This window comes from Xanthomonas sp. NCPPB 4037 (genome assembly GCF_041475695.2).
In the GTDB taxonomy this organism is placed as follows: Bacteria; Pseudomonadota; Gammaproteobacteria; order Xanthomonadales; family Xanthomonadaceae; genus Xanthomonas; species Xanthomonas campestris.
Genome location: NZ_CM191261.1, coordinates 24,363 through 46,662 on the forward strand (window position 1 = coordinate 24,363; position 22,300 = coordinate 46,662).

The window sequence follows — 22,300 nt, forward strand, 5'->3', positions numbered from 1 at the left end:
CCGCTATTCTGCAACGTCTGCGTCCAATCACCGCATGCGTGCCTAACAACTGCTGTATGTAAATTCGCGGCACGACGTACAACGTACGACGTCCGATGCGCGCATGCACACCAGCACCGGCTGCGCACTGCGGGTGCACGTGGCACCCGCAGCACTGCCCGTTACTTGACCGGCTCGTCCGGCACAGCTGCCGGTACTGGCGCCGCCGGCTTGGCCTTATCCGTCGGCTCGGCCGGCGTGGTCTGCTGGCTGGCTGGCGGGCGTGGTGCGGCCGGCTTGGGCTCGGGCGTCGGCTTGATGGCCTTGGGCTTTTGCGCTTGCGCCTTGGCCTTGCGCGCGGCCTGTGCCTTGGCGACCGAGCCAGGTTGCTTGAGTTCGGCCAGCGCCTCGTTGATCGGGCCATCGCCCGGCAGCACGTCGCCGGCGCTATAGCCCTCCTCGCCTTCCGCATCGCCGCGCAGGTGGCCCGGTAGGGTCGCCTCGCTGAAGTCGGTGAGGCTGGCCGGCACGTCGGCGTCGCCGGGCTGCGGTTCGGGAGTGAGCATCACTTCGGGCACGATGCCGCTGGCCTGGATCGACTTGCCGCTGGGCGTGTAATAGCGCGCGGTGGTGAGCTTGACCGAGTCGCCGTTGTCCAGCGGCAACACGGTCTGCACCGAGCCCTTGCCGAAGGTGCGGCTGCCGATGATGCGCGCGCGCTGGTTGTCGCGCAGCGCGCCGGCCAACACTTCCGATGCGCTCGCCGAGCCGGCGTCCACCAGCACCACCACCGGCGCACCGCCGAGCAGGTCGCCCGGGGTTGCGTCGAACTTGGCGTCGCTGATGGAGATGCGCCCGCGGGTGCTGACGATGTTGCCCTTGTCGAGCAGATCGTCGGCCACCTGCACGGCCGAGGTCAGCAGGCCGCCCGGGTTGCTGCGCAGATCCAGCACCAGGCCACGCAGCTTGCCGCCGGCCTGCAGTTGCTTGAGGTTCTTCTGGAAGTCGGCGCCGGTGTCGGCCTGGAAGGTGCTGATGCGGATGTAGCCGTAGCCGGGTTCGAGCAGCTTGCTGCGCACGCTGGCCACGCGAATGGTTTCGCGCTGCAGGGCGATGTCGAACGGCTTGGCGACCTTGTCACGCACGATGGTCAGCGTGACCTTGCTGCCGGATTCGCCGCGCAGCGGCTCCATTGCCTTGCTGGCGTCGATCGGTTTGCCGTCGATGGCCACGATCACATCGCCCGCCTTGACCCCGGCGCGTGCAGCCGGCGTGTCGTCGATCGGTGCAATCACCTTGAGCGTGTTGTCCTGCTGCTGCAGCAATTCCACGCCGATGCCGTCATAGGCGCCGGTGGCCTGTTCGTCGAAGGCCTCGGCGTCTTCCTTGTCGAAGTAAGTGCTGTGCGGATCGAGATCCGACAGCAGACCGCGCACGGCCGCGTGCATCAGCTTCTTGTCCTCGACCGGGTCCACGTAGGCCTGCTTGACCGCGTTGTACACGGCCACGAAGCGGCGGATCTCGTCCAGCGGCACCTTGGAGACGGCGGCTTCGTTGGCTTCCGGGTCGTCCGCGGTGGCCGGTGCGGCAGCGGGGCTGGCCTGCTGTGCCCAACCGGGCGACGCGAACAGGGCCAGCGACAGGGCAACGGACAGGACGGCTACGCGCATGAAGCACTCCGAAAAGAGAGAAGACGCCCCACAGCGCGGCGCTGGCTGGATTATGCGCGAAGCAGCAGTAAATCCGCGTTGAATCGCTGTCAACGCCGGTGTGCGAGCGAAGCCTCTACAAGGCTGCGCGATGAGACATGCTGCCGCGGTGCCGTCGGGACAGTCCGCAGCGACACTCTGGCGCCGCGAGCTGCCGGCATGTGAGCGGCAACACCATGCAGCAAGCAGACGCCGGATAAGAGCAGCGATCAAAACGACTGCGCAGCCGCCAGGCGGGCGCGGCCAGTGCTCGGAATCGGCATGTACCTCCGTACACTCCGGTTCCGCCGCGCCGTCCGCACCCACCTGGCTGCTGCTCGCTACGTTTTGTTAGCCGCTCTAAGTGCGGCGCCCCCTGCACTCAGCGGCGCTGCAGCCAGCTCGAAGGATCCACTGGCTGGCCGTTGCGACGCAGCTCGAAGTACAACGCCGGCACACCCTGCCCGCCCGAACTGCCGACCTTGGCCACGGCCTCGCCACGCTTGATGCTGGCGCCGGCATCGCGCAGCAAGGTGTCGTTGTGCGCGTACAGGCTCATGTAGCCGTTGCCGTGATCCACGATCAGGATCATGCCGTAGCCGGTCATCCAGTCGGAAAACACCACCGTGCCATCGGCCACCGCGGTGACCGTGCTGCCCTTGGGCGCGCCGATCAGCACGCCCTTGCTGGTATGGCCATCCGGCAGCGTGGCGTTGAAGCGCGCCAGCAGGTTGCCCGACACCGGCCAACTCAGGCCACCGACCTTGGGCGCCGGTGCGTTGGCCACGACCTTGGGCGGAGTCTTGCCGGGGCGTTCCGGGCGATCGGTCTTGCCGCGCTTGGCCTGCGCGGCGGCTTCGGCGGCTGCACGCTTGGCCGCCGCGCGGCGCTCGGCTTCTGCCTTGGCCGCGGCTGCACGCAGATTGGCCAGCAACTGCTCCAGTGCCTTGGCATCCTGGCCCAGGGCTTTCTCGCGCTCGGCGCGCTGTTGATAGCGGGTGTCCAGTTGCGCAACGGTGGCGGCCTGCTGCGAGCGGTCTTTCAGCAGCGACGAGGCCTGTGCTTTTTGTTGTGCGCGTGCGGCGTCCAGCGCCTGGCGCCGCTCGGTGATTTGCTGCTCGACCTGGGTCAGTGCTTCCAGTTGCGTGGTGAGCCCCTGGATGCGCTGCGCGCGTGCGTTCTGTACGTAGCGGTGGTCGGCCAGCATGCGCGTGGCATCGCCCACGGTGTCTTGCGACAACAGCACTTTCAGCGGCGCGTTGCGGCCTACATGGTCGGCGGCGCGCAGCAGTGCGGCCAACTGCATGCGTTGCTCGCGCAGGCCACGCTGCAGCTGCGCGCGCTGCTGCTGCAGTTCGGAGAGTTTCTGTTCGTGCGTACGCAGCGCGGTTTCGGTCTCGCTCAGCGCACGTGCGGTCTTGGCCACTTTTTCATCGGCCTGGCGCAGCTGCTGGGCGGCGGTGCCGCGCTTGCCTTCCAGGTCGCGGCGGTCGGCGCTGATGGTTTTCAATTCATCGCGCAATTGCTGCAGCTTGCGCTCGGCCTCGCGCTGGCTCTGCGCCCCGGCGCTGGTGCCGGCCAGCAGCGTGCAGGCGAACACGGCCGCGGCCAGCCATGCGCGTGCGGGCGGGCTGCGGGTCGGGTGCGGCAATGGCGCGGCGGCAGGAGGCAAACGAAAGTTCCAGTGACTTCAGGCAGGTGCGCGATTGTAGCCAAGCATGGTGTGATCGCTGCCACGTTACCGATATCCGCCGCGGCGGGAGGTTCAGCATGAAGCACGCGCATTGGATCCTCGTGTTCTCCCTGGCCTGCGGCAGCGCCTTGGCCGATGAGGACATCAGCAAGGTCAATGGCCGCATCAGCGCCGAGGCCGGCAAGACCTACGGCGACCTGGAAACGGTCAACGGTTCCATCGAGATCGGCGCCGCGACGCAGACCAAGAACGTGGAAACCGTCAATGGCAGTATCCAGGTTGGCGAGCGCGCCCGCACCGGCGGTGTTTCCACCGTCAACGGCGGCATCCGCCTGGGCAGCAAGGTGGTGGTGTCGGGCAATCTGGAAACCGTCAACGGCTCGGTGCTGGCCGAGCGCGGCAGCCAGATCAGCGGTGGCGTGGAAACCGTCAACGGCAGCATCGGGCTGGTGGAAACCGAGCTGGGCAAGGGCATCGAGACCGTCAACGGCGACATCACCGTGGGCGTGGGGTCGCACGTGCGTGGCGGGATCCTGGTCACCAAGCCCAATTTCGGCTTCTCGTTCAAGCCGAACCGCAAGCCGCGCGTGATCATCGGCCCGAATGCGGTAGTCGATGGCCCGCTGAAGTTCGAACGCGAGGTCACCTTGTACGTGCACCGCAGCGCCAAGATTGGCGCGGTCACCGGGGCCACCGCGCGCAGCTTCGATGGCGATGTGGCGCCGGAGGACTGACGCGCTCACCACCGGCTGCGCCTAGAATCGGGAACCCCCGCCGCACCGAGGAGTCCCGATGCCCCGCAAGATCGTGTTGTGTCTGGCCGCCGCCGTTGCGTTGGCGGGCTGCAAGCGTGAGTCCGCCGACCCCACCAGCGCGCCCAGCGCGCAGGCACCTGCCGACAGCGCCCCCAGCGCACCGGTCAGCAGCCACGCCTTCTCGCCGGAACTGACCACCGGCGACTTTGCCGAGCTGGTCAAGACGCTGGCCTCGGATTCCTTCGAAGGCCGCGGGCCGGGCACGCCGGGCGAAGAGAAAACGGTGACCTACATCCGCGACCAGATGCAGCGCATCGGGCTGCAGCCGGGCAATGGCGACAGCTGGTTCCAGGATGTGCCGATGGTGGAAACCACCGCAGACCCGGCCACCGCGCCCAGCCTGCGCAGTGGCGCGCAGAGCCGCCCGCTCACCTTTGGCACCGACATCGTGGTGGGCACGCGCACCGGCCAGGCCGAGGTCAAGCTCGACAACAGCGAGCTGGTGTTCGTCGGCTACGGCGTGGATGCGCCGGAGCAGCAGTGGAACGACTACGCCGGGCAGGACTGGAAGGGCAAGACCGTGGTGATGTTCGTCAACGACCCGGGCTTCCACAGCAACGACGCCAAGTTGTTCGACGGCAAGCGCATGACCTACTACGGCCGCTGGACCTACAAGTTCGAAGAAGCCGCGCGCAAGGGTGCGGCCGCCGCGCTGATCGTGCACGACACGCCCGGCGCCAGCTATGGCTGGGATGTGGTGAAGAATTCCTGGTCCGGCCCGCAGTACGACCTGCCGGCCAAGGACGACCCGGACCCGCGCCTGCCGGTGCAGGGCTGGATCAGCGCCGACACTGCCAAGCAGCTGTTCGCCGACGCCGGGCTGGACCTGGCGCAGGCCTACAAGGACGCCGGCAAGCGCGGCTTCAAGCCGGTGCCGTTGAAGGCCAGCTGGTCGGTGGACCTGAAGAGCACGATCGCCCAGAAGTCCTCGCGCAACGTGGTTGGCGTGCTGCCCGGCAGCACGCATGCCGACGAGGCGGTGCTGTACATGGCGCACTGGGATCACCTGGGCAAGCACGACGGCGAAACCGGCGACAACATCTACAACGGCGCGGTGGACAACGCGACCGGCGTGGCCGGCATTCTGGAAATCGCCGATGCCTTCGCGCACCAGGATCCCAAGCCGGCGCGCTCGGTGGTGTTCGTGGCGGTGACGCTGGAAGAATCCGGCTTGCTGGGCTCCAAGTACTACGTGGCCAACCCGAGCTTTCCGCTGGACAAGATCGCTGCGGTGATCAACCTGGATGCGATGTCGGTGGCCGGGCGCGCACGCGATGTCACGGTGGTGGGCATGGGCAGTTCGGAGCTGGAAGACATCCTCAAGCCGATCGCCGCCATGCAGGGGCGCACGCTGCACGGTGAGGCCACGCCGGAGAGCGGCTCGTACTTCCGCTCGGACCACTTCAACTTCGCCAAGGCCGGCGTGCCGGCGTTGTACGCCGACGGCGGCGAAGACCTGCGCGATGGCGGTACCGCTGCCGGCCGCGCAGCCGCCGAGGACTATGGCCGCAACCGCTACCACGCGCCTGGCGATCAGTACGACGCGGCCACCTGGAAGCTCGATGGCACCATCGAGGACCTGCAGGCGGTGTATGGCGTGGGCAAGCAGGTGGCGGCTGATCAGCAGTGGCCCAACTGGTATGCGGGCAATCCGTTCAAGGCCGCGCGCGACCGCATGATGGCCGGCAAGCCGGGTGCGGCCGCTGCGCCGGCGCCAGCGCCAGCGGCCAAGGACGACGCCAAGCCTGCGCCTGCGCCGTCGCGCTGAGCTGCGGGCAGCCCCTGTGACCGCGCGCTGCGTGGCGACAGGGGCTGCAGCGGTCTGCTACAACCAGTGCGAAACGCTGGCACGTTGAGTCCAACGTCTGACCGCACTTTGCGCCGAACAAAAAAGGGCCTCCGCATGGAGGCCCTTTCGTTTGTAGCGAGTTTAAGAGCGGCTAACAAAACGTAGCGAGCAGTCGTCAGGTGGATGCGGGCGGCCCGGAGGAACCGGAGTGTACGGGGGTACATTAGATTCCGAGCACCGGCCGCGCCCACCTGGCGGCTGCGCAGTCGTTCTGATAGCTGCGCTAAATCGCAATGCACATCCCGCGCGGCTGCTGCGTGCACGTGTTACACGGGAGCGATCAATCGTTATCCACGCTCACCACGTGCCCATCTTCCGGGTCAACGTGCAGGTCCACCTTCTGCCCACCACTTTGTTCGGCATCGGCCTTCCACAGGCCATCTTCGAACTTGAGGTCATGTACCTTGGAATAGCCCTTGGTGGAGAGCGCTGCACGAATGTCGGCCTCGCTCATCTTGGAGGTGGTCTGGTCGCCATACACGCGGCCGGTAGTCGGGTCGATCCGCACATCCACATCCTTGCCGTCGCCGCTGCGCGCATCGGCCGTCCACACGCCGTGCTCGAACTTGATGTCGTGCACCTTCGTGTAGCCCTTGGCCGTCAACATGCTGCTGACTTCGGCAGAAGTGAGAGCCTTGGCCGGCTTGGCGGCGTCCTGCGCGAACGCACCGTGTGCGGTGAGGGCAAGTGCGCCAATCAGCGCGGTGGTCATCAAACGCTGTGCCATGAGAGTGCTCCTAGCAGTGAAGTGCGTCCATGCTGGGCGTCGGCAGATGGCGGCGTGGTGAAAAAGCGACCCTATGCATTGCAAAAGTTCAGTTAGCTGACAACCGCAGATACATGCTCACCCATGCTGCACGCGGCGTTTACATCTGCGCATGAGGTCGCTCATAACGATCATTGCAGCCTAGCGCCGTCGTTGACCTCGAAAGCGCACGATCGTGTAGGCGAGCAAGCAGAGAGCCGCTGTGCACCGACGGTATCTATTGCCACGACTGCCACCGCAGCTAGAAGTACGTCTTCGTCGCAATTCAGGCAAAAAATCTGCAGGAATGCCCTTGGGCGCGATGAAGCCCTACCGATCACGGTAACGCTCCATCGCGCCCAGGGGCGCTCCTACGAAAGGCGGGCATGCGACAACGTGTCAGCGTGTAGCGCGCGCGGCCTGCGGCGAGAGGATGGTCATCTGCGGCTTGTCGGTGCCGTCCTTGTTCGGATGCACGTTGTAGGCGTAGCTGGTGTTCCACCATGCGCCCGCTGCCCACCATGTCCAGCCCAGCCAGACATCGGCGTTGTTTTCCATGTAGGCCAGCATGCCTTGCAGCGCGGTATTGCAGACGGCGTTGTTGGCGGTGCCGAACTCACCGAGAAAGCCACGCTTGTTGTTGGTGCGCAGCCATTGGGTGAATGCACGCAGGCGATCGGCGCCGATGGTTTCACTGACGCAGACACTGGAGGTGCCGCTGGAATCGGCATCCAGATACTGATGCACTTCGAACGCATAGCGATTGAGCGGGTCGCTGATCGATGCCAACGCGGTTGCATTGGAATACCCATCGCTGGTCAGCGAGTGCCAGCTGTGTGCGCCGGTCCACAGCGCACCCGGGACCAGGATCAGATTGTTGGCGCCGGTGGCACGGATCGCATCGATGCCTGCCTGCGCTGCACCGGCCCATTCGCTGGCAGAGATGTTGTTGGGCTCATTCATCAGCCCGAAGATCACGGCGTTATCGCTATTGAAGATCACCGCCAGGCGCTGCCACAGATCGGCAAAGGTGGCGAGCGGCACTTCCGGCCCACCCACTTTATAACCGTAGTACTTGCTGTAGTTGTGGATATCCAGCACCAGATACATGCCCGATGCCTTGGCGCGTGCCACCGCTTGCTGCACCAGTGCCAGCTGGGCCGGATCCAGCTCGCCGCGTGCGGCAGGTTGCAGACGTTCCCACAGGATCGGCAGGCGAATCACGTTCATTCCGGTCCCAGCGAAATAGCTGTAATCGGTGCTGGCGGGATACATGTAGTCCTTGTTGAGGACGCCAGGTTTTTTCGATGACGCAAATTCCGCACCCGACAAATTGACGCCGGCGTACTTGAGTGCACGCGTTTGTGCATGGCCCATCGGCAGAACACCGAGCAGCAGGAAGAACACCGCGCAGGACATTAGCCTGCGCAACCACAGAGAACACGACATGGAAACCACTCCTTCGACGACGGAAAAGATGCATCGCAGCCCCATGGCGTGCGATCGACGTTCGTTACGCTGCATCTGCCCGTTCAATGCATCACGCGTGCCAGCCGCGCATCGCGCGGTGGTTAAAGATGATGTGCGCAGGGGCTCACAAACAAACTGCGTTGTGGCCTGCACTTTATGCGGCGTGGGAGGAGCTGGCACCGGGATCCTGCGGTTGTGCCTGCTTTCAAGGGAGACTGCGCTTTCACGTGTGACGCGACCGCGACGAAATCTCGACATGCGATTTGCTAAGCGACGAAAGCGTGACGCCAAATCTCTGGCTGCGCATGCAACCGACGCACCAGCAGTACAGGTCTACTGCGTGCGCCGGCTGCTGCAGTTGTACACAAGCGAACTGATCGATTGCCGTTATCGGGTGACGCGATGCGCGCGTGCGCTCAAGGTTTTCATCTGCGGCTTGTCGCGGCCTTGCGCATCGGGCTGCACATTGAACGGATAGCTGGTGTTCCACCACGCGCCCGCCGCCCAGAACGTCCAACCGATCCACACATCGTGGTTGGTTTCGAGATAACCGAGCATGCCGTCCAGCGCCGCATTGCAGGTTGCGTTATTGGCGGTGCCGAATTCGCCAAGAAAGCCACGCTTGCCTTGCGCGCGCAGCCAGCCGGTGAAACTGCGCAAGCGCTCCGCACCGATCGTGCGGCTCACACAACCGGCACTGGTGCCGCTGGAGTCGGTGTCGAGGTATTGATGGACTTCGATCGCATAGCGATTCAATGGGTCGCGGATGTCCGCAAGCGCCACTGCATTGGACTGCCCGGCCACGGTGGAATACCAGCTGTGTGCGCCCGACCACAATGCACCGGGCACCAGAATCAGGTTGGTGGCACCGGTGGCACGAATGCTGTCGATGGACGCCTGCGCGGCGGCGGCCCAACTCTCTGGCGAGATGTCGTACGGCTCGTTCATCAGCCCGAAGATCACGGCGTTGTCGCTCTTGAACGCAATGGCCAGACGGCGCCAGAGGTCGGTGAACGTGCGCACCGGCACCGGCTTACTGCCGATCTTCTGGCCGTAGTACTTGGCGTAGTTGTGCACATCGATAATCAGGTATTGATTGGCGGCCTTGGCGTTGGCCACTGCCTGCTTCAGCAATGCCAGTTGTGCCTGATCCAGCGGACCTTGAGCTTTGGGCTGCATGCGCTCCCACAGGATCGGCAGGCGCACGATGTTCATTTGCTTGCCCGCGAAGTACCTGTACTCGGACGCGGCTGGATAGCGGTAGTCGATATTGAGCACGCCCGGTTTTTTGGACGACTGGATCTCTGCACCGGAGATGTTGACGCCTGCGTATTTCAGACGATTGGGGCTTTGCGCCTGTGCGATGGACATCGTGGCGATGCACAGCATGATCAACGCGCAGCGCAGCAGCTGGCGTGGCCAGGAGGGGGAGGCAGACATGGGGTGTTCCTTGCAGTTGCGGGGGAGATACGCTGCCCGCAACGTCATGCCGCGCGACGCGGCCAACAGCGCATCTGTCTCTACCCTAGGCGCAACGGCACGCTGAAACTACAGATGCGAGGTATCACTCTTCCAAGCTGTGCGTTATTTCGCAGTGGCGGCAGGATCTGGTCGACGCATCCGCGAGAGAGGCACTTTGTCATGCCCATGTATGGAAGCGTGCACGCAGCTTGCAACGGCGCGCGTGGCGCGTCGGCCAAGAGACCTGTGGCGAAAAAACTGCCTGGCTAAAAACACGGCATGCGGTGATCACTGCATGCACGGGCAGCCACACCGCAACGACCGCGGTGCGCCAGCGTGATCACGGTTGCCTATGTGGCTGCGAGCCGGTGTACGCGCACGTGGCAGTTCCACCTACACGCCGCACAAACGGCGCGTCAGATGACAGACATCGCCAACGTCGCGCGTGCGGCGTTGGCATTCGGCCGCGCTAAAGCGGCCAGCAAGTAGATACACAGACGCCAGGCAGGCGCGAGCGTGGAGGTGCATCGGTATGGACTGAGTGTCCACGCCAACGGCTCCGCGCATGCGCACTTGCCTGGCGTTTGCTCGCCGTGACGCTTATTTGCCGGCGCGGCGCGCGTGCTCGCTCAGGATCGACATCTGCGGCTTCTCGCTGCCGTCCTTGCCCGGCTGCACATTGAACGGATAATCCGGCTTCCACCACGCGCCGGCCGCCCACCAGGTCCAGCCCAGCCACACGTCGCTGTTCTTTTCCATGTAGCTCAGCATGCCTTTCAGCGCATCGTTGCAGACCGCATTGTTGGCCGTGCCGAACTCGCCCAGGAAGCCTTTCTGCTTGTTCTCGCGCAGCCAGTCGGTAAAGCCGCGCAACTTGTCCGCGCCCACCGTGGCACTGGTGCATTCGGGCTTGGTGCCGCTGTAGTCGCCGTCCAGGTATTGATGCGCTTCGAAGGCCAGATTGTTGCCCGGGTCCTTGAGAATCTGCAGGGCCTTGGCATTGGAGACGCCGTAGCTGGTGCTGCGCCAGCTGTGCGCGCCGGTGTAGGCCGTGCCAGGCACCAGAATCAAATTGGTCGCGCCGGTCTTGCGGATGGTGTTGATCGCCGCTTGTGCGGCCGCGGCCCAGTCGGTGGAGGAGATGCCATTGGGCTCGTTCATCAGCCCGAAGATCACCTGCTTGTCGTCCTTGAACTCCAGCGCCAGGCGGCGCCACAGATCGGCCAGTGCTGCAGGCGGCACCTCGTCGGTACCGATGCGCTTGCCGTTGTACTTGGCGTAGTTGTGCAGGTCCAGGATCAGGAACTGCTTGTTGGCCTTGGCGGCGGCCACGGATTTCTTGATCAACGCCAGTTGCGCCGCATCCAGCTCGCCATTGAGGGTTGGCTGCAGGCGCTCCCACAGGAACGGCAAGCGAATGGTGTTCATACCCTTGCTGGCGAAATAACTGAAATCCGCCGCCGCCGGGTAGGTGTAGTCCTTGTAGAGCGTGCCGGGCTTCTTGCGCGAGTTGAACTCGGCGCCGGAGATGTTGACACCCACGTACTTCAATCCGCCGCGGGCGTTGTCCGGCTCCTTGGCGTGCGCCAACGGCAACGACGCGAGCAGGGTCAGCGCGAGTGCGGCAGCGTGGGTACGGGGGGAGCGGGGGAGAGATGGGAACATGGGGGAGCCTCCTTCGGCAGTCGACGTAGGTGGCCGCAGGGGGAGGGCACGGCCAGCGAGGATGGTGCAGCGCCACACCATCGATGGTCAGCCTAGGGGCCCCGGCGTTAGCGCGCCATTCACGCGGGCAACGCTGATTTGATGATGCGCGAACGTCCAAAGCGCCATGCTGGCGCCACGGTCGAGTTCGCAAGCCGACTGGCAAGACGCACTGTCGCAGGAGTGCGACGGAGCGGTGTCCTAAGCTAATGCACCTACTTTTTTGCTGTCTGCGCCCTGCGCGGGCGGCGTTTCCGTCCCCTGGAGTATTCCCATGAGCAAAGCCCACGCCTACGCCGCCCAAACCGCCGACCAGCCGCTGGCGCCGTTCGTCTTCGAACGTCGCGCGCCGGGTCCCGACGATGTGCAGATCGACATCGCCTACTGCGGTGTGTGCCACTCGGACCTGCACACCGCACGCAACGAATGGCACAACACGGTGTATCCCTCGGTGCCGGGCCACGAAATCGTGGGCCGCGTCACTGCCGTCGGCAGCGCCGTGACCAACTTCAAGGTCGGTGACCTGGCCGGTGTGGGCTGCATGGTCGACAGCTGCCGCAGCTGCGCCTCCTGCCAGGAAGGCGAGGAGCAATATTGCGAACAGGGCTTCACCGGCACCTATAACGGCCCGATGTTTGGCGGTGGCGAGAACACCTATGGCGGGTACTCCGACCATATCGTGGTGGACCAGAAATATGTGCTGCACATTTCCCACAGCGACAACCTGGCCGCCGTGGCCCCGTTGTTGTGCGCCGGCATCACCACCTATTCGCCACTGGCGCATTGGAAGGTTGGCCCCGGGCAGAAGGTGGGCGTGGTCGGCCTGGGTGGCCTGGGCCACATGGCGGTGAAGATCGCCAAGGCCATGGGCGCCACCGTGGTGCTGTTCACCACCTCCGAAAGCAAGCGCGCCGACGCGTTGCGCCTGGGCGCCAGCGAAGTGGTGATTTCCAAGGACGAGGCGCAGATGGCGGCGCAGTACAACACCCTGGATTTCATCCTCAACACCGTGGCTGCGCCGCACAACCTGGACCCGTTCCTCAATGCGCTCAAGCGCGACGGCGCGATGGTGCTGGTGGGCGTGCCCGAACATTCGCATCCGTCACCGGCGGTGTTCAACCTGGTGATGAAGCGCCGCACGCTGGCCGGTTCGCTGATCGGCGGCATCCGCCAGACCCAGGAAATGCTCGATTTCTGCGCCAAGCACAACATCGTCTCCGACATCGAAACCATCCGCGCCGACCAGATCAACGAGGCCTACGAGCGCATGCTCAAGGGCGACGTGAAGTACCGCTTCGTGATCGATATGGACACGCTGGCCAAGGCGGCCTGATCCGTCAGCGCATCAGCCGTCCTGCCATCGCCTGCGTCGCTGTTGGGCTCAGGCGGTGGAGCTTGGCGTACAAGAACGTGTGACACACGCAGCAATGGAAACTATTCGTGTCAATGTTCACCGGATGCTTGCTTGATGACCTCTTTACAGAGCACCACCCATTCGCCTGAGAAATTCGCGTAGTTGGTCAAGGCACTATAGAAGGCTCGCGAATCCATCTCTGAGAACGTATGGAGATGTGCAACAAACGAGGGGTCGTAGTGATGGCCGACCTTATTGCGGAAGTCTGCAAAAGCTTCGATACCGTTTAGTGGATATCTTTTTCTAAGAGCTTTTATCTTAGCTTTGAGTGCGGATACGTCTGCGCCGCTTGAGGATGCGATATTCTGCAAGTTGGTGTTGCCGGTCTTCTGAAACCATATCTTGGCTTCATAAAGCATAGAGACGATGTCACCCATCCAAAGTAAACGAACAAGTCCTTCTGTGGTTGAGTTTTCGAAGGTAACGATATAACGAAGGATGTCACAGTGAAGAATGGCAGCTGCGGCCCATGTGTGTCGTTGCACTTCTGGATAGTGAGCATTATTAGTAGACGTCGCAGCTTTAAAAGCACGCTCAGCGTTGAGTGACGCCGTCCTAAGTCCTTCGAGGCGGCGAATTGACTGATTCAAAATCTGACGTGCCTCACGCCGCAGCCGGCTCCTTGACCTGCGCTTTGACACCCAGCAGCTGCACGATGCTGCCGGCCGCGTCGCGGCCTTCGGCCACGGCGGTGACCACCAGGTCGGCGCCGCGCACGCAGTCGCCACCGGCGAACAGGCGGGGGTTGCTGGTCTGGTAGGGCAGGCGGCCGTTGCCGTCGGCCGGGGCGACGATGCGGCCGTTGCTGCCGGCTTCCACGCCTTGCGAGGACAGCCACTCCGGCACCGTCGGCGAGAAGCCGAACGCGATGATCACCACGTCCGCTTCCAGCAGGGATTCGCTGCCTTCCACCGGCACTGCGTTGCGGCGGCCGCTGGCGTCGGGCTCGCCGAGTTTGGTTTCCACCACGGTCACGCCGATGGCTTCGTCGTCGGCGCCGGACTCGATCGACAGCGGCTGGCGGTTGAACAGGAAGCGCACGCCTTCTTCGCGCGCGTTGGCCACTTCGCGCGCCGAGCCCGGCATGCTGGATTCGTCGCGGCGGTAGGCACAGGTGACTTTGGCCGCGCCCAGGCGGATGGCGCTGCGCACGCAGTCCATGCCGGTGTCGCCGCCGCCCAGTACCACCACGCGCTTGCCGTTGAGGTCGGGCAGGGCGATCTGGTCTTCCCAGCCGGCGATCGGCCGGCCGTGCGGGTCGTTGCCGCTGACGATGCGGCTGTTCTGCACCAGAAACGGCAACGCCGGCAACACGTTCTTCAGATCCTGGCCGGGCAGGCCGCCGTCGGTGTAGCGGTACGCGCCGGTGCCCAGGAACACGGCATCGTATTCGCCGAGCAACTGTTCGATGCTGACATCCTTGCCGATCTCCACGCCCAGGCGGAACTGCACGCCCATGCCTTCCAGGATCTCGCGGCGCTTGCCGATCACCGACTTGTCCAGCTTGAAGCTGGGGATGCCGAACTGCAGCAGCCCGCCGATCTGTTCGTAGCGGTCGTAGACCACCGCTTCGATGCCGGCCCGCACCAGGCGGTCCGCGCAGGACAGGCCTGCCGGGCCGGCGCCGACCACGGCCACGCGGTGGCCGCTGGGCTGCACGTTGCCCAGGTCCGGGCGCCAGCCCATGCTGAAGGCGGTATCGACGATGTACTTTTCCACCGCGCCGATGGTGACCGCGCCGAATTCCTCCAGCGTGCAGCTGCCCTCGCACAGGCGGTCCTGCGGACACACGCGCCCGCACACTTCCGGCAGCGGGTTGGTGGAATGGCACAGCGCGGCGGCCTCGATGATGCGATCTTCCTGCACCAGCTGCAGCCACTGCGGAATGGCGTTGTGCACCGGGCACTTCCAGCTGCAGTACGGGTTGCCGCAATCCAGACAGCGGCCGGACTGGTATTGCGCGTCGGCCTTGTCGAACTTGCCGTACAACTCGCCCCAGTCACCGGACGTACGCAGCTCCACCGGGATGCGCGTGGGCATGGTCCGCGGCAGGTCAAGGAATTGGAAGGCTTGCTTGCGGCTCATAGGGGCTGGGATTCGGGAGTTGGGATTGGGGATTCGCTAGAGCGGGCGACCTGGGTCTGATGCAGTGCGAACCTCGAACAAAGCATCTCGACGCTTGAGCGCAGGGGATGGAGATCCGGGAATCGGAATTCGCCAATGCGACGGCAGGTCGCAGGGATCGAGCGAATCCCAAATCCCAAATCTCCAATCCCGTCGCTGCGCCGTGCCGCCATCAGGCGGCGCGCCGCAGCGACTCGGTCAACGACTCAATGCTGGCGGCCTTGGGTTTGACCAGCCAGAACTTGCCGATGTAGTCACGGAACTCGTCGAGGATCTGCTGCGCCCAGATGCTGCCGGTCAGCTCGCGGTGGCGGCTGATCAGGGTGTGCAGGTGCTGGCGATGGTTTTCGAAACCTTCGGCGGAGACGCGGTGGATGTCGATCAGTTCGTGGTTGTAGCGGTCCACGAAGTCGCGTTCGATATCCAGTACGTAGGCCAGACCGCCGGTGAAGCCGGCGCCGAAGTTCAGGCCCACCTTGCCCAGCACCAGCACCACGCCGTCGGTCATGTATTCGCAGCAGTGGTCGCCGGCGCCTTCCACCACCGCCAGTGCGCCGGAGTTACGCACCGCAAAGCGCTCGCCCGCGCGCCCGGCTGCGAACAGCTCGCCGCCGGTGGCGCCATACAGGCAGGTGTTGCCCACGATCGGCGTATTGCGCGCTTCAAAGCGTGCGCCGCGTGGTGGGCGCACCACCAGCCGGCCGCCGGCCATGCCCTTGCCGACGTAGTCGTTGGCTTCGCCTTCCAGCTCCAGCTGCAGGCCACCGGCGTTGAACGCGCCGAAGCTTTGCCCGGCGGTGCCGCGGAAGCGCAGGTTCAACGGCGCATCGCTCATGCCATGGTTGCCGTGCGCCCGCGCAATGGTGCCGGACAGGCGCGCGCCGATCGAACGGTCGGTGTTGTGGATCAGGAAGCGATGGTCGCCGCCGGTCTTGTTGGCGATCGCATCGGCGAGCAGGCCGTCCATCTGCGTGGCCAGGCTGTCCGGCGATTCGTACAGGCGCTGGGCCGCGCAATGGCTGCCGTCGTACTGCGCATGGGTGAGCAGGCGTGACAGATCGACCTTGACGCCCGGACGCGGCGAAACCTCGAGCTGTTCCAGCAGGTCGGTGCGGCCAACGATCTCGTCCAGCGAACGCACGCCCAGGTAAGACAACCACTGGCGCACTTCTTCGGCCAGCAGGCGGAAGAAATGCTCCACGCGTTCGGGCAGGCCGGTGAAGTAGTTCGCGCGCAGGCGCTCGTCCTGCGTGGCCACGCCGGTGGCGCAGTTGTTGAGGTGGCAGATGCGCAGGTACTTGCAGCCCAGCACAATCATCGGCGCGGTGCCGAAGCCGAAGCTGTCGGCGCCCAGCAACGCGGCCTTGACCACGTCCAGGCCGGTCTTCAGGCCGCCGTCGGTCTGCAGGATGGTGCGGTCGCGCAGGTCGTTGGCCACCAGCGCCTGGTGCGACTCGGCCACGCCCAGTTCCCACGGCACGCCCGCATAGCGGATCGAGCTGACCGGGCTGGCACCGGTGCCGCCGTCATGGCCGGACACGGTGATCAGATCGGCGCCGGCCTTGACCACGCCGGCGGCAATGGTGCCGACGCCGGCATGCGCGACCAGCTTCACCGACACCAGTGCGGTCGGGTTGACCTGCTTGAGGTCATAGATCAGCTGGGCCAGGTCTTCGATCGAATAGATGTCGTGATGCGGCGGCGGGCTGATCAGGCCGATGCCGGGCTTGGCGTAACGCAGCCGGGCGATCAGCTCGTTGACCTTGTGGCCGGGCAGCTGGCCGCCTTCGCCGGGCTTGGCGCCCTGCGCGACCTTGATCTGCAACACCTCGGCGTTGACCAGGTATTCCGGGGTCACGCCGAAACGGCCGGAGGCCACCTGCTTGATCTTGGAGCGCTTCTCGGTGCCGTAGCGGGCCGGATCTTCGCCGCCTTCGCCGGAATTGCTGCGCCCGCCCAGGCGGTTCATCGCAATGGCGAGCGCCTCGTGCGCTTCCGGCGACAACGCACCCAGGCTGATCGCGGCGGTGTCGAACCGGCGCAGCACATCGGCGGGCGGGGCGACTTCGTCCAGCGGGGTGGGGGTGTCGGCGCGCTTGAGCTGCACCAGATCGCGCAGCGTGGAGGCCGGGCGCGAATGCACCGCATCCACATACTTCTGCCAATCGCTGGCATCGCCGGTGCGGGTGGCGCGCTGCAGCGTCATGACCACGTCCGGGTTGTACATGTGGTACTCGCCGCCGTGCACGTACTTGAGCAGGCCGCCCACTTCCGGCTTGAGCTGGTCGTTCCAGGCGCGTGCGGTGAGTTCGCGCGCTTCGGTATCCAGCCGCGACAGGCTCACCCCGCCGATACGCGCCGGCGTTTCGGCAAAGCACAGCTCCACCACGTCCGGGTCCAGCCCGACGATTTCGAACAACTGCGCGCCGCGGTAGCTGGCGATGGTGCAGATGCCCATCTTGGAGATGATCTTGGACAGGCCCTTGTAGATGCCCTTGCGGTAGCGGCGGCCGATCTGCGACTGCTCGCCGCCCTTGCTCAGCTGCAGGATGCCGCGCCGGCCCAGGTCGAACAGGGTCTGGTAGGCCAGATACGGGTACACCGCGGTGGCGCCGAAGCCGAGCAGGCAGGCCATGTGGTGCGGGTCGCGCGCGGTGCCGGTTTCGATGATCAGGTTGACGTCGCAGCGCAGGCCCACCTTGCACAGGTGGTGATGCACCGCGCCGGTGGCCAGCAACGCGTGCGCCATCGGGCGGTCCGGCACTGGATAACGGTCGGACAGCAGCAGCATCACCGCGCCATCGCGGGCGGCGGCTTCCACTTCCTGGCAGATGCGTTCCAGGCCGGCCTTCAAGCCTTCTTCGACGCTGTAGGACAGGTCGATCAGCCGATTGCGCGCAACGTACTGCTCCATCTTCAGCAGCTGGCGCAGCTTGCGCTGGCTGAGCACCGGCGAATTCAGGATGACGTGGTTCACCGTCTCCGCGCCGGCATGGAAGATATTGGTCTCCTTGCCGAGCTGGGTGGTGAGCGACATCGCGATGCCTTCGCGCAGCGGGTCGATCGGCGGGTTGGTGACCTGCGCAAAGGCCTGGCGGAAGTAGTCGTACAGCGGCCGGGTCTGGCGGCTGAGCACTGCCATCGGGGTGTCGTCGCCCATCGAGCCGGTGGCCTCCTGCTCGGTCTCGGCCAGCGGGCGCAGGATCTGCTCCACTTCCTCGGTGCTGAGCTGGAACAGCTTGTGGTAGCTGCGCAGGGTCTGCTCGCTGAAGGGTTCTTCCACCAGCGAGGGGTCGATCAATTCGGTCTGCAGGTAAGTCACGCCCTGCTGCAGCCATTGCTTGTAGGGCGCACGCGCACGGTTGATGCGGTCGATGGCATCGGAATCGAGCAGATCGCCGCGCTTGAGATCGATCGCCATCATCTCGCCCGGGCCCAGCTTGCCCTTGCGGGTGATGCGCTCGGCCGGCAATTCCCACACGCCCGCCTCGGAGGCCACCAGGAAATGGCGGTCGGAGGTCAGCATCCAGCGCGCCGGACGCAGGCCGTTGCGGTCGAGCATGCAGGCCGCGTAACGGCTGTCGCAGGCCACGATGCCGGCCGGGCCGTCCCACGGCTCGGTATTGAGGCCGTAGAACTCGTAGAACGCAGCCAGATCGGCGTCCTTGAACTCCAGCGACTGGGTCGCCGGCGGCACCAGGATGCGCAGCGCCTGCAGCAGGTCCATGCCACCGGCGATCAGCAGCTCCAGCATGTTGTCCAGGCTCTGCGAATCGGAGCCGTGCATGGAGATCACCGGGTCGAATTCGGCGATGTCAAAGCGCGGCGTCTGCCACACCTTGCTACGCGCCTGCGCCCAGCGCCGGTTGCCTTCGATGGTGTTGATCTCGCCGTTGTGGGCGAGCAGGCGGAACGGATGCGCCAGCGGCCAGCGCGGCAGCGTGTTGGTGGAAAAACGTTGGTGAAAGACAATCGCGCTGGACGATAGATCGCTGCGCTGCAGGTCCGGGTAGAACGTGCTCAGCTTGTCCGGCAGCACCATGCCCTTGTAGCTGATGCCATTGGGCGACAGCGTGGTGACGTAGAAGTTGTCCACCTCGCGCAGGGCCTGCTCGGCGCGGCGGCGCGCCAGAAACAGCGCCAGGGTGAAGCCGTCTTCGGTCTGCTCGGCGCCGGCATCGACAAACACTTGCTCGATGCGCGGCAGGGTGTCGCGGGCCAGCTGGCCGCACACGCTGTCATCGGTGGGCACCACGCGCCAGCCGCGGAACTGCACGCCGGCAATCTGCAGCTGGGTTTCCAGCTCGCTGCGACAGCGCGCCGCATCGGCCTCGTCCAGCGGCAGGAACACCACGCCGGCCGCATAGCGCGTGCCTAGCGTGATGCCGGCATCGCGGGCCAGCCCGCGCAGGAAGGCATCGGGTTTGCGGATCAGCAGGCCGCAGCCGTCGCCGGTGAGCCCGTCGGCGGCCACGCCGCCACGGTGGGTCATGCGCGACAGCGCAGCGATCGCGGTATCGACCAGCGAACGGGAAGGCTGGTCGTCCAACTGCGCGACCATGCCAAAACCACAGGCGTCGCGTTCGTCGCGCGCGCTGTTGTAGAGACCGTAGTCGTCGAGCCCTTGGCGAGTGCGGGGGGCCATGTCTGCCTCTTTGCGATCCGGGAAAACGGCGACGACGTTGCACCGCTCGACCATGGAGCGGTGCAGGAGATCACCGGATCATCGACTAAAACACAGTTGATGCGGTGCCGCAATACACCGTTACAGCTGCAACGAGAGCGGCCTGAATCCCTTGTGCCAGCAGGCTTGGCGCCCGATGGGAGCGCCAGGCCTGCTGCGTGCTCAGCCGCAGCGGACCGAGGTGATCATGTTCTTGGCGTCCACTTCCAGATTGAGCCGTTCGCCGTTGAACTCCATCGTGGTCATCTGGCCGGGTTTGAGCACACGCACCGCCTTGGCACCGGCGTCGTTGCGGGCTTGTTCGCTCACGGTTTCGGTCAAGGGCTGGCCCACCAGCGATTGCACTTGAGTGGCATCGCAGGTGCCGATGGGCGGTGCGTCCGGTGCGGCAGCCGGTGCCGGGGCGGAGGCTTGTTCGGCGGCTTGCTGCGCCTTGGCGGAGACGGCTTCCTGCTCGTCCGGTTGCGGCTTGTTACAGGCGCTGAGTGCGGCCAGCACAACCAGCGTGCAGGCCAGGCGGGCGGTAGGCAGGACAAACCTCATCGATGACTCCAGCACAGGGGGATGGCCCAAGCATAAGCACAAACGCCGCCGCAGGCATTGCTTGCGCACGCTGCGTTGCCATGACGTTGACGCGGCCTAGTCCGGCCCGGCCCAACAATCGGCGCCAGCCTTCCGATGTGTGCGCAATGAAAGCCAACCGTGTTCTTCGCAATGCCGCCGTCGCTGCCAGCACCGCGGGCAAGCTGGCCACCGTCGCCACCACTGCGGTGGCCGCCACCGCCGCCGTCACCACCGCTGCTGCGGTGGCCCAGGCCAAGGCCACCGCGCGTGCGGCCGGCCTGGTCTATGTCAATGATCAGCAGCCCGGTATCAGCCGCCGCAAGGCTGGCAAGAGCTTCAGCTACCGGGACGCGGACGGGCAGCGGGTGACCGATGCCGACACCTTGCAGCGGATCCGCGCGTTGGCCATTCCGCCGGCGTATACCGAGGTGTGGATCTGCGCCAAGCCCAACGGCCATCTGCAGGCCACCGGCCGCGATGCACGCCGGCGCAAGCAGTACCGCTACCACGCCGATTGGGCGCAGGTGCGGGGCGAAGGCAAGTTCGAGCGCGTGATCGCCTTCGGCGAAGCACTGCCGAAGTTGCGCCGCCGGCTGCGCCGCGATCTGCTGCTGCCGGGCTTCCCACGCGAAAAGGTACTGGCCATCGTGGTGGCGTTGCTGGCTGACACGCTGGTGCGTGTGGGCAATGCCGAATACGCGCGCAGTAACCGCTCCTACGGGCTGACCACGCTGCGCAACCGGCACATGGAATTTCTGAAAGGCGGCCGCGCGCGGCTCAAGTTCCGCGGCAAGAGTGGCCAGGAACATGAGATCGAAGTCGACGACAAGCACCTGGTCAAACTGATCCGCGAATGTCAGCAGCTGCCGGGGCAGTCGTTGTTTCAGTACAAGGACGATGACGGCCAGCTGCAGCCGGTGGATTCGGGCGAGGTCAACGACTATCTGCGCGAGGCGATGGGCGAGGACTTCACCGCAAAGGACTTCCGCACCTGGGGCGGCACGCTGGCGGCGTTGCAGCGCCTGGCGCGGCTGCCCTTGCCCGAGCGCAGCAGCGAACGGGCGCTCAAGCAGGTGCAGAACGATGTCATTCGCGAGGTGGCCGATGCGCTGGGCAACACGCCGTCGGTCTGCCGCAAGGCCTACATCGACCCTTGCGTGTTCGAAGGCTGGCGCGCTGGCGAGTTGCAGACCCTGGCCACCGGTGTGCGCGGCGAACGGCAGTGGGAAGCGGCCACGCTGCGGTTCTTGAGCGCCTCGCGCGCCAAGGTGCGCAAGGTGGTGAAAGCGGCGAAGTCCTCGGCCACATCGGTCAAGCCAGCCAAGCGTGCGAGCAAGCGTGCCATCAAGCGGCCGACGACGGCGAAGGTGGGCGCACGCAAGGCGGCGTGATGCGGTGCGTGTCCTGGCGTGGTGCCGAGGCAATGGCGGTGTGCATCGCTTCGGCAGGTGCCTTGTGCGTTTGTCGCGCGACCTGTTGTGCGCGCGGTGCGCGACCGGATTGTGTGAATCAGCAGGCGTACGAACGGCGCTGCAGGCGGTAGGTAGTCGCCGGCGGCAGGTTGCGATACGTGCGCCCGATCTTGACCGCCTCCAGATCGAGCTGGTCGAGAATGCAGTCGGGCACCGAGCACTTCAATCCGTAGGTAAACAGATACATCCGGCCATCATCCTTGAGATGCAGGAAGGCACCGCGCACGATCGCCGCCACCTGGTGCATGGGCATGGTCAGCAAGCCCAGGCCACAGATCACCGCATCCACGCGCCCGCCGTCGATGCGCGGCAGTGCTTCCAGGCCGGTCACATCCATCTGCAGCAGGTTGGCACTGGGAAACCGCTGTTTGAGCAATGCGGAAAACGCCGCGTTGTACTCCAGCAGCACCAGGTTGTTTTCCTGCACGCCCCTGTCGAGCATCGCTTCGGTGAACACACCGGTGCCGGGGCCGAGTTCGAGCACCCGCTCGGTGGTATGCGAGAGCTCGGAGGTGATCACCGCGGCCAGCGCGCGCCCGGAGGGAAGGATCGCCGCAACCGATGCGGGCGCAGTGATCCATTCGCGAAAAAATGAAGTCCTGTACGAACGCGCCATCAATCCTCACACCCGGTTGCAG

At 65.1% G+C, this 22,300-nt stretch carries 15 protein-coding genes and 2 other RNA genes; 5 read left to right on the top strand and 12 right to left on the bottom strand.

The annotated features are described in order from the left end of the window. Positions 1-161: 161 nt before the first annotated feature. Entirely contained in the window at positions 162-1,649 is a 1,488-nt protein-coding gene (locus ACCQ01_RS00110; RefSeq protein WP_228433595.1) for a S41 family peptidase, read from the bottom strand. A gap of 300 nt (positions 1,650-1,949) precedes the next feature. Here ACCQ01_RS00110 and ACCQ01_RS00115 point away from each other — a divergent pair. Further along, a non-coding RNA gene (locus tag ACCQ01_RS00115) (sX9 sRNA) lies at positions 1,950-2,024 on the top strand. A 25-nt stretch (positions 2,025-2,049) separates the two neighbouring features. On the opposite strand, the gene ACCQ01_RS00120 is transcribed toward ACCQ01_RS00115, so the two are convergent. Continuing rightward, the gene (locus ACCQ01_RS00120; protein WP_372358885.1) at positions 2,050-3,318 is read right to left on the bottom strand and encodes a murein hydrolase activator EnvC family protein; all 1,269 of its coding nucleotides are present in this window, start codon (positions 3,316-3,318) and stop codon (positions 2,050-2,052) included. A gap of 119 nt (positions 3,319-3,437) precedes the next feature. On the opposite strand from ACCQ01_RS00120, the gene ACCQ01_RS00125 reads away from it, so the two are divergent. Both ACCQ01_RS00125 and ACCQ01_RS00130 read left to right on the top strand, forming a co-directional pair. Continuing rightward, positions 3,438-4,094 (top strand): DUF4097 family beta strand repeat-containing protein, encoded by a 657-nt coding sequence (locus ACCQ01_RS00125; RefSeq protein WP_228433593.1) that lies wholly within the window; start codon positions 3,438-3,440, stop codon positions 4,092-4,094. A gap of 58 nt (positions 4,095-4,152) precedes the next feature. After that, the gene (locus tag ACCQ01_RS00130; protein ID WP_228433592.1) at positions 4,153-5,943 is read left to right on the top strand and encodes a M28 family metallopeptidase; all 1,791 of its coding nucleotides are present in this window, start codon (positions 4,153-4,155) and stop codon (positions 5,941-5,943) included. 170 nt (positions 5,944-6,113) lie between these two features. Here ACCQ01_RS00130 and ACCQ01_RS00135 read toward each other — a convergent pair. The 5 genes from ACCQ01_RS00135 to ACCQ01_RS00155 form a co-directional block, all read right to left on the bottom strand. Continuing rightward, positions 6,114-6,188: non-coding RNA, sX9 sRNA (locus ACCQ01_RS00135), on the bottom strand. Between the two features lie 116 nt (positions 6,189-6,304). After that, on the bottom strand, positions 6,305-6,751 hold the full coding sequence (locus ACCQ01_RS00140; protein WP_228433591.1) for a PepSY domain-containing protein: 447 nt from the start codon (positions 6,749-6,751) through the stop codon (positions 6,305-6,307). A gap of 417 nt (positions 6,752-7,168) precedes the next feature. Then, complete coding sequence (locus tag ACCQ01_RS00145) at positions 7,169-8,188, bottom strand: glycoside hydrolase family 5 protein (protein WP_372358886.1); 1,020 nt, start codon at positions 8,186-8,188, stop codon at positions 7,169-7,171. A gap of 438 nt (positions 8,189-8,626) precedes the next feature. Next, positions 8,627-9,628, bottom strand: coding sequence for a glycoside hydrolase family 5 protein (locus ACCQ01_RS00150; protein WP_372358887.1), 1,002 nt, complete (start codon positions 9,626-9,628; stop codon positions 8,627-8,629). Between the two features lie 672 nt (positions 9,629-10,300). Continuing rightward, entirely contained in the window at positions 10,301-11,365 is a 1,065-nt protein-coding gene (locus ACCQ01_RS00155; RefSeq protein WP_228433588.1) for a glycoside hydrolase family 5 protein, read from the bottom strand. Between the two features lie 313 nt (positions 11,366-11,678). Between ACCQ01_RS00155 and ACCQ01_RS00160 the strand changes: the two genes are divergently transcribed. After that, positions 11,679-12,737: an NAD(P)-dependent alcohol dehydrogenase gene (locus tag ACCQ01_RS00160; protein WP_011035287.1), complete on the top strand. Its 1,059-nt coding sequence runs from the start codon at positions 11,679-11,681 to the stop codon at positions 12,735-12,737. Positions 12,738-12,847: 110 nt separating this feature from the next. Here ACCQ01_RS00160 and ACCQ01_RS00165 read toward each other — a convergent pair whose 3' ends face one another. The 4 genes from ACCQ01_RS00165 to ACCQ01_RS00180 all read right to left on the bottom strand — a co-directional run bounded on the left by ACCQ01_RS00165 (position 12,848) and on the right by ACCQ01_RS00180 (position 20,169). Next, positions 12,848-13,408, bottom strand: coding sequence for a hypothetical protein (locus ACCQ01_RS00165; RefSeq protein ID WP_228433587.1), 561 nt, complete (start codon positions 13,406-13,408; stop codon positions 12,848-12,850). A 13-nt stretch (positions 13,409-13,421) separates the two neighbouring features. Beyond that, positions 13,422-14,903, bottom strand: a complete 1,482-nt coding sequence (locus tag ACCQ01_RS00170) for a glutamate synthase small subunit GltD family protein (protein WP_228433586.1) — start codon at positions 14,901-14,903, stop codon at positions 13,422-13,424. Positions 14,904-15,114: 211 nt separating this feature from the next. Continuing rightward, on the bottom strand, positions 15,115-19,587 hold the full coding sequence (gene gltB / locus ACCQ01_RS00175; protein ID WP_228433585.1) for a glutamate synthase large subunit: 4,473 nt from the start codon (positions 19,585-19,587) through the stop codon (positions 15,115-15,117). 201 nt (positions 19,588-19,788) lie between these two features. Next, entirely contained in the window at positions 19,789-20,169 is a 381-nt protein-coding gene (locus ACCQ01_RS00180; protein WP_012436878.1) for an I78 family peptidase inhibitor, read from the bottom strand. 146 nt (positions 20,170-20,315) lie between these two features. Between ACCQ01_RS00180 and ACCQ01_RS00185 the strand changes: the two genes are divergently transcribed. Further along, a complete protein-coding gene (locus ACCQ01_RS00185) occupies positions 20,316-21,581 on the top strand; it encodes a DNA topoisomerase IB (RefSeq protein WP_161963451.1) in 1,266 nt (421 codons plus the stop codon). Positions 21,582-21,699: 118 nt separating this feature from the next. Here the strand turns inward: ACCQ01_RS00185 and ACCQ01_RS00190 are convergent, their stop codons facing one another. Then, entirely contained in the window at positions 21,700-22,278 is a 579-nt protein-coding gene (locus ACCQ01_RS00190) for a class I SAM-dependent methyltransferase (protein WP_115529573.1), read from the bottom strand. Positions 22,279-22,300: the final 22 nt, after the last annotated feature.

Coding starts and splice junctions, on each gene's coding strand:
- ACCQ01_RS00110 (WP_228433595.1), bottom strand. CDS start 1,649: ATGCGCGTAGCCGTCCTGTCCGTTGCCCTGTCGCTGGCCCTGTTCGCG.
- ACCQ01_RS00125 (WP_228433593.1), top strand. CDS start 3,438: ATGAAGCACGCGCATTGGATCCTCGTGTTCTCCCTGGCCTGCGGCAGC.
- ACCQ01_RS00130 (WP_228433592.1), top strand. CDS start 4,153: ATGCCCCGCAAGATCGTGTTGTGTCTGGCCGCCGCCGTTGCGTTGGCG.
- ACCQ01_RS00140 (WP_228433591.1), bottom strand. CDS start 6,751: ATGGCACAGCGTTTGATGACCACCGCGCTGATTGGCGCACTTGCCCTC.
- ACCQ01_RS00145 (WP_372358886.1), bottom strand. CDS start 8,188: ATGTCCTGCGCGGTGTTCTTCCTGCTGCTCGGTGTTCTGCCGATGGGC.
- ACCQ01_RS00150 (WP_372358887.1), bottom strand. CDS start 9,628: ATGCTGTGCATCGCCACGATGTCCATCGCACAGGCGCAAAGCCCCAAT.
- ACCQ01_RS00155 (WP_228433588.1), bottom strand. CDS start 11,365: ATGTTCCCATCTCTCCCCCGCTCCCCCCGTACCCACGCTGCCGCACTC.
- ACCQ01_RS00160 (WP_011035287.1), top strand. CDS start 11,679: ATGAGCAAAGCCCACGCCTACGCCGCCCAAACCGCCGACCAGCCGCTG.
- ACCQ01_RS00170 (WP_228433586.1), bottom strand. CDS start 14,903: ATGAGCCGCAAGCAAGCCTTCCAATTCCTTGACCTGCCGCGGACCATG.
- gltB (WP_228433585.1), bottom strand. CDS start 19,587: ATGGCCCCCCGCACTCGCCAAGGGCTCGACGACTACGGTCTCTACAAC.
- ACCQ01_RS00180 (WP_012436878.1), bottom strand. CDS start 20,169: ATGAGGTTTGTCCTGCCTACCGCCCGCCTGGCCTGCACGCTGGTTGTG.
- ACCQ01_RS00185 (WP_161963451.1), top strand. CDS start 20,316: ATGAAAGCCAACCGTGTTCTTCGCAATGCCGCCGTCGCTGCCAGCACC.
- ACCQ01_RS00190 (WP_115529573.1), bottom strand. CDS start 22,278: ATGGCGCGTTCGTACAGGACTTCATTTTTTCGCGAATGGATCACTGCG.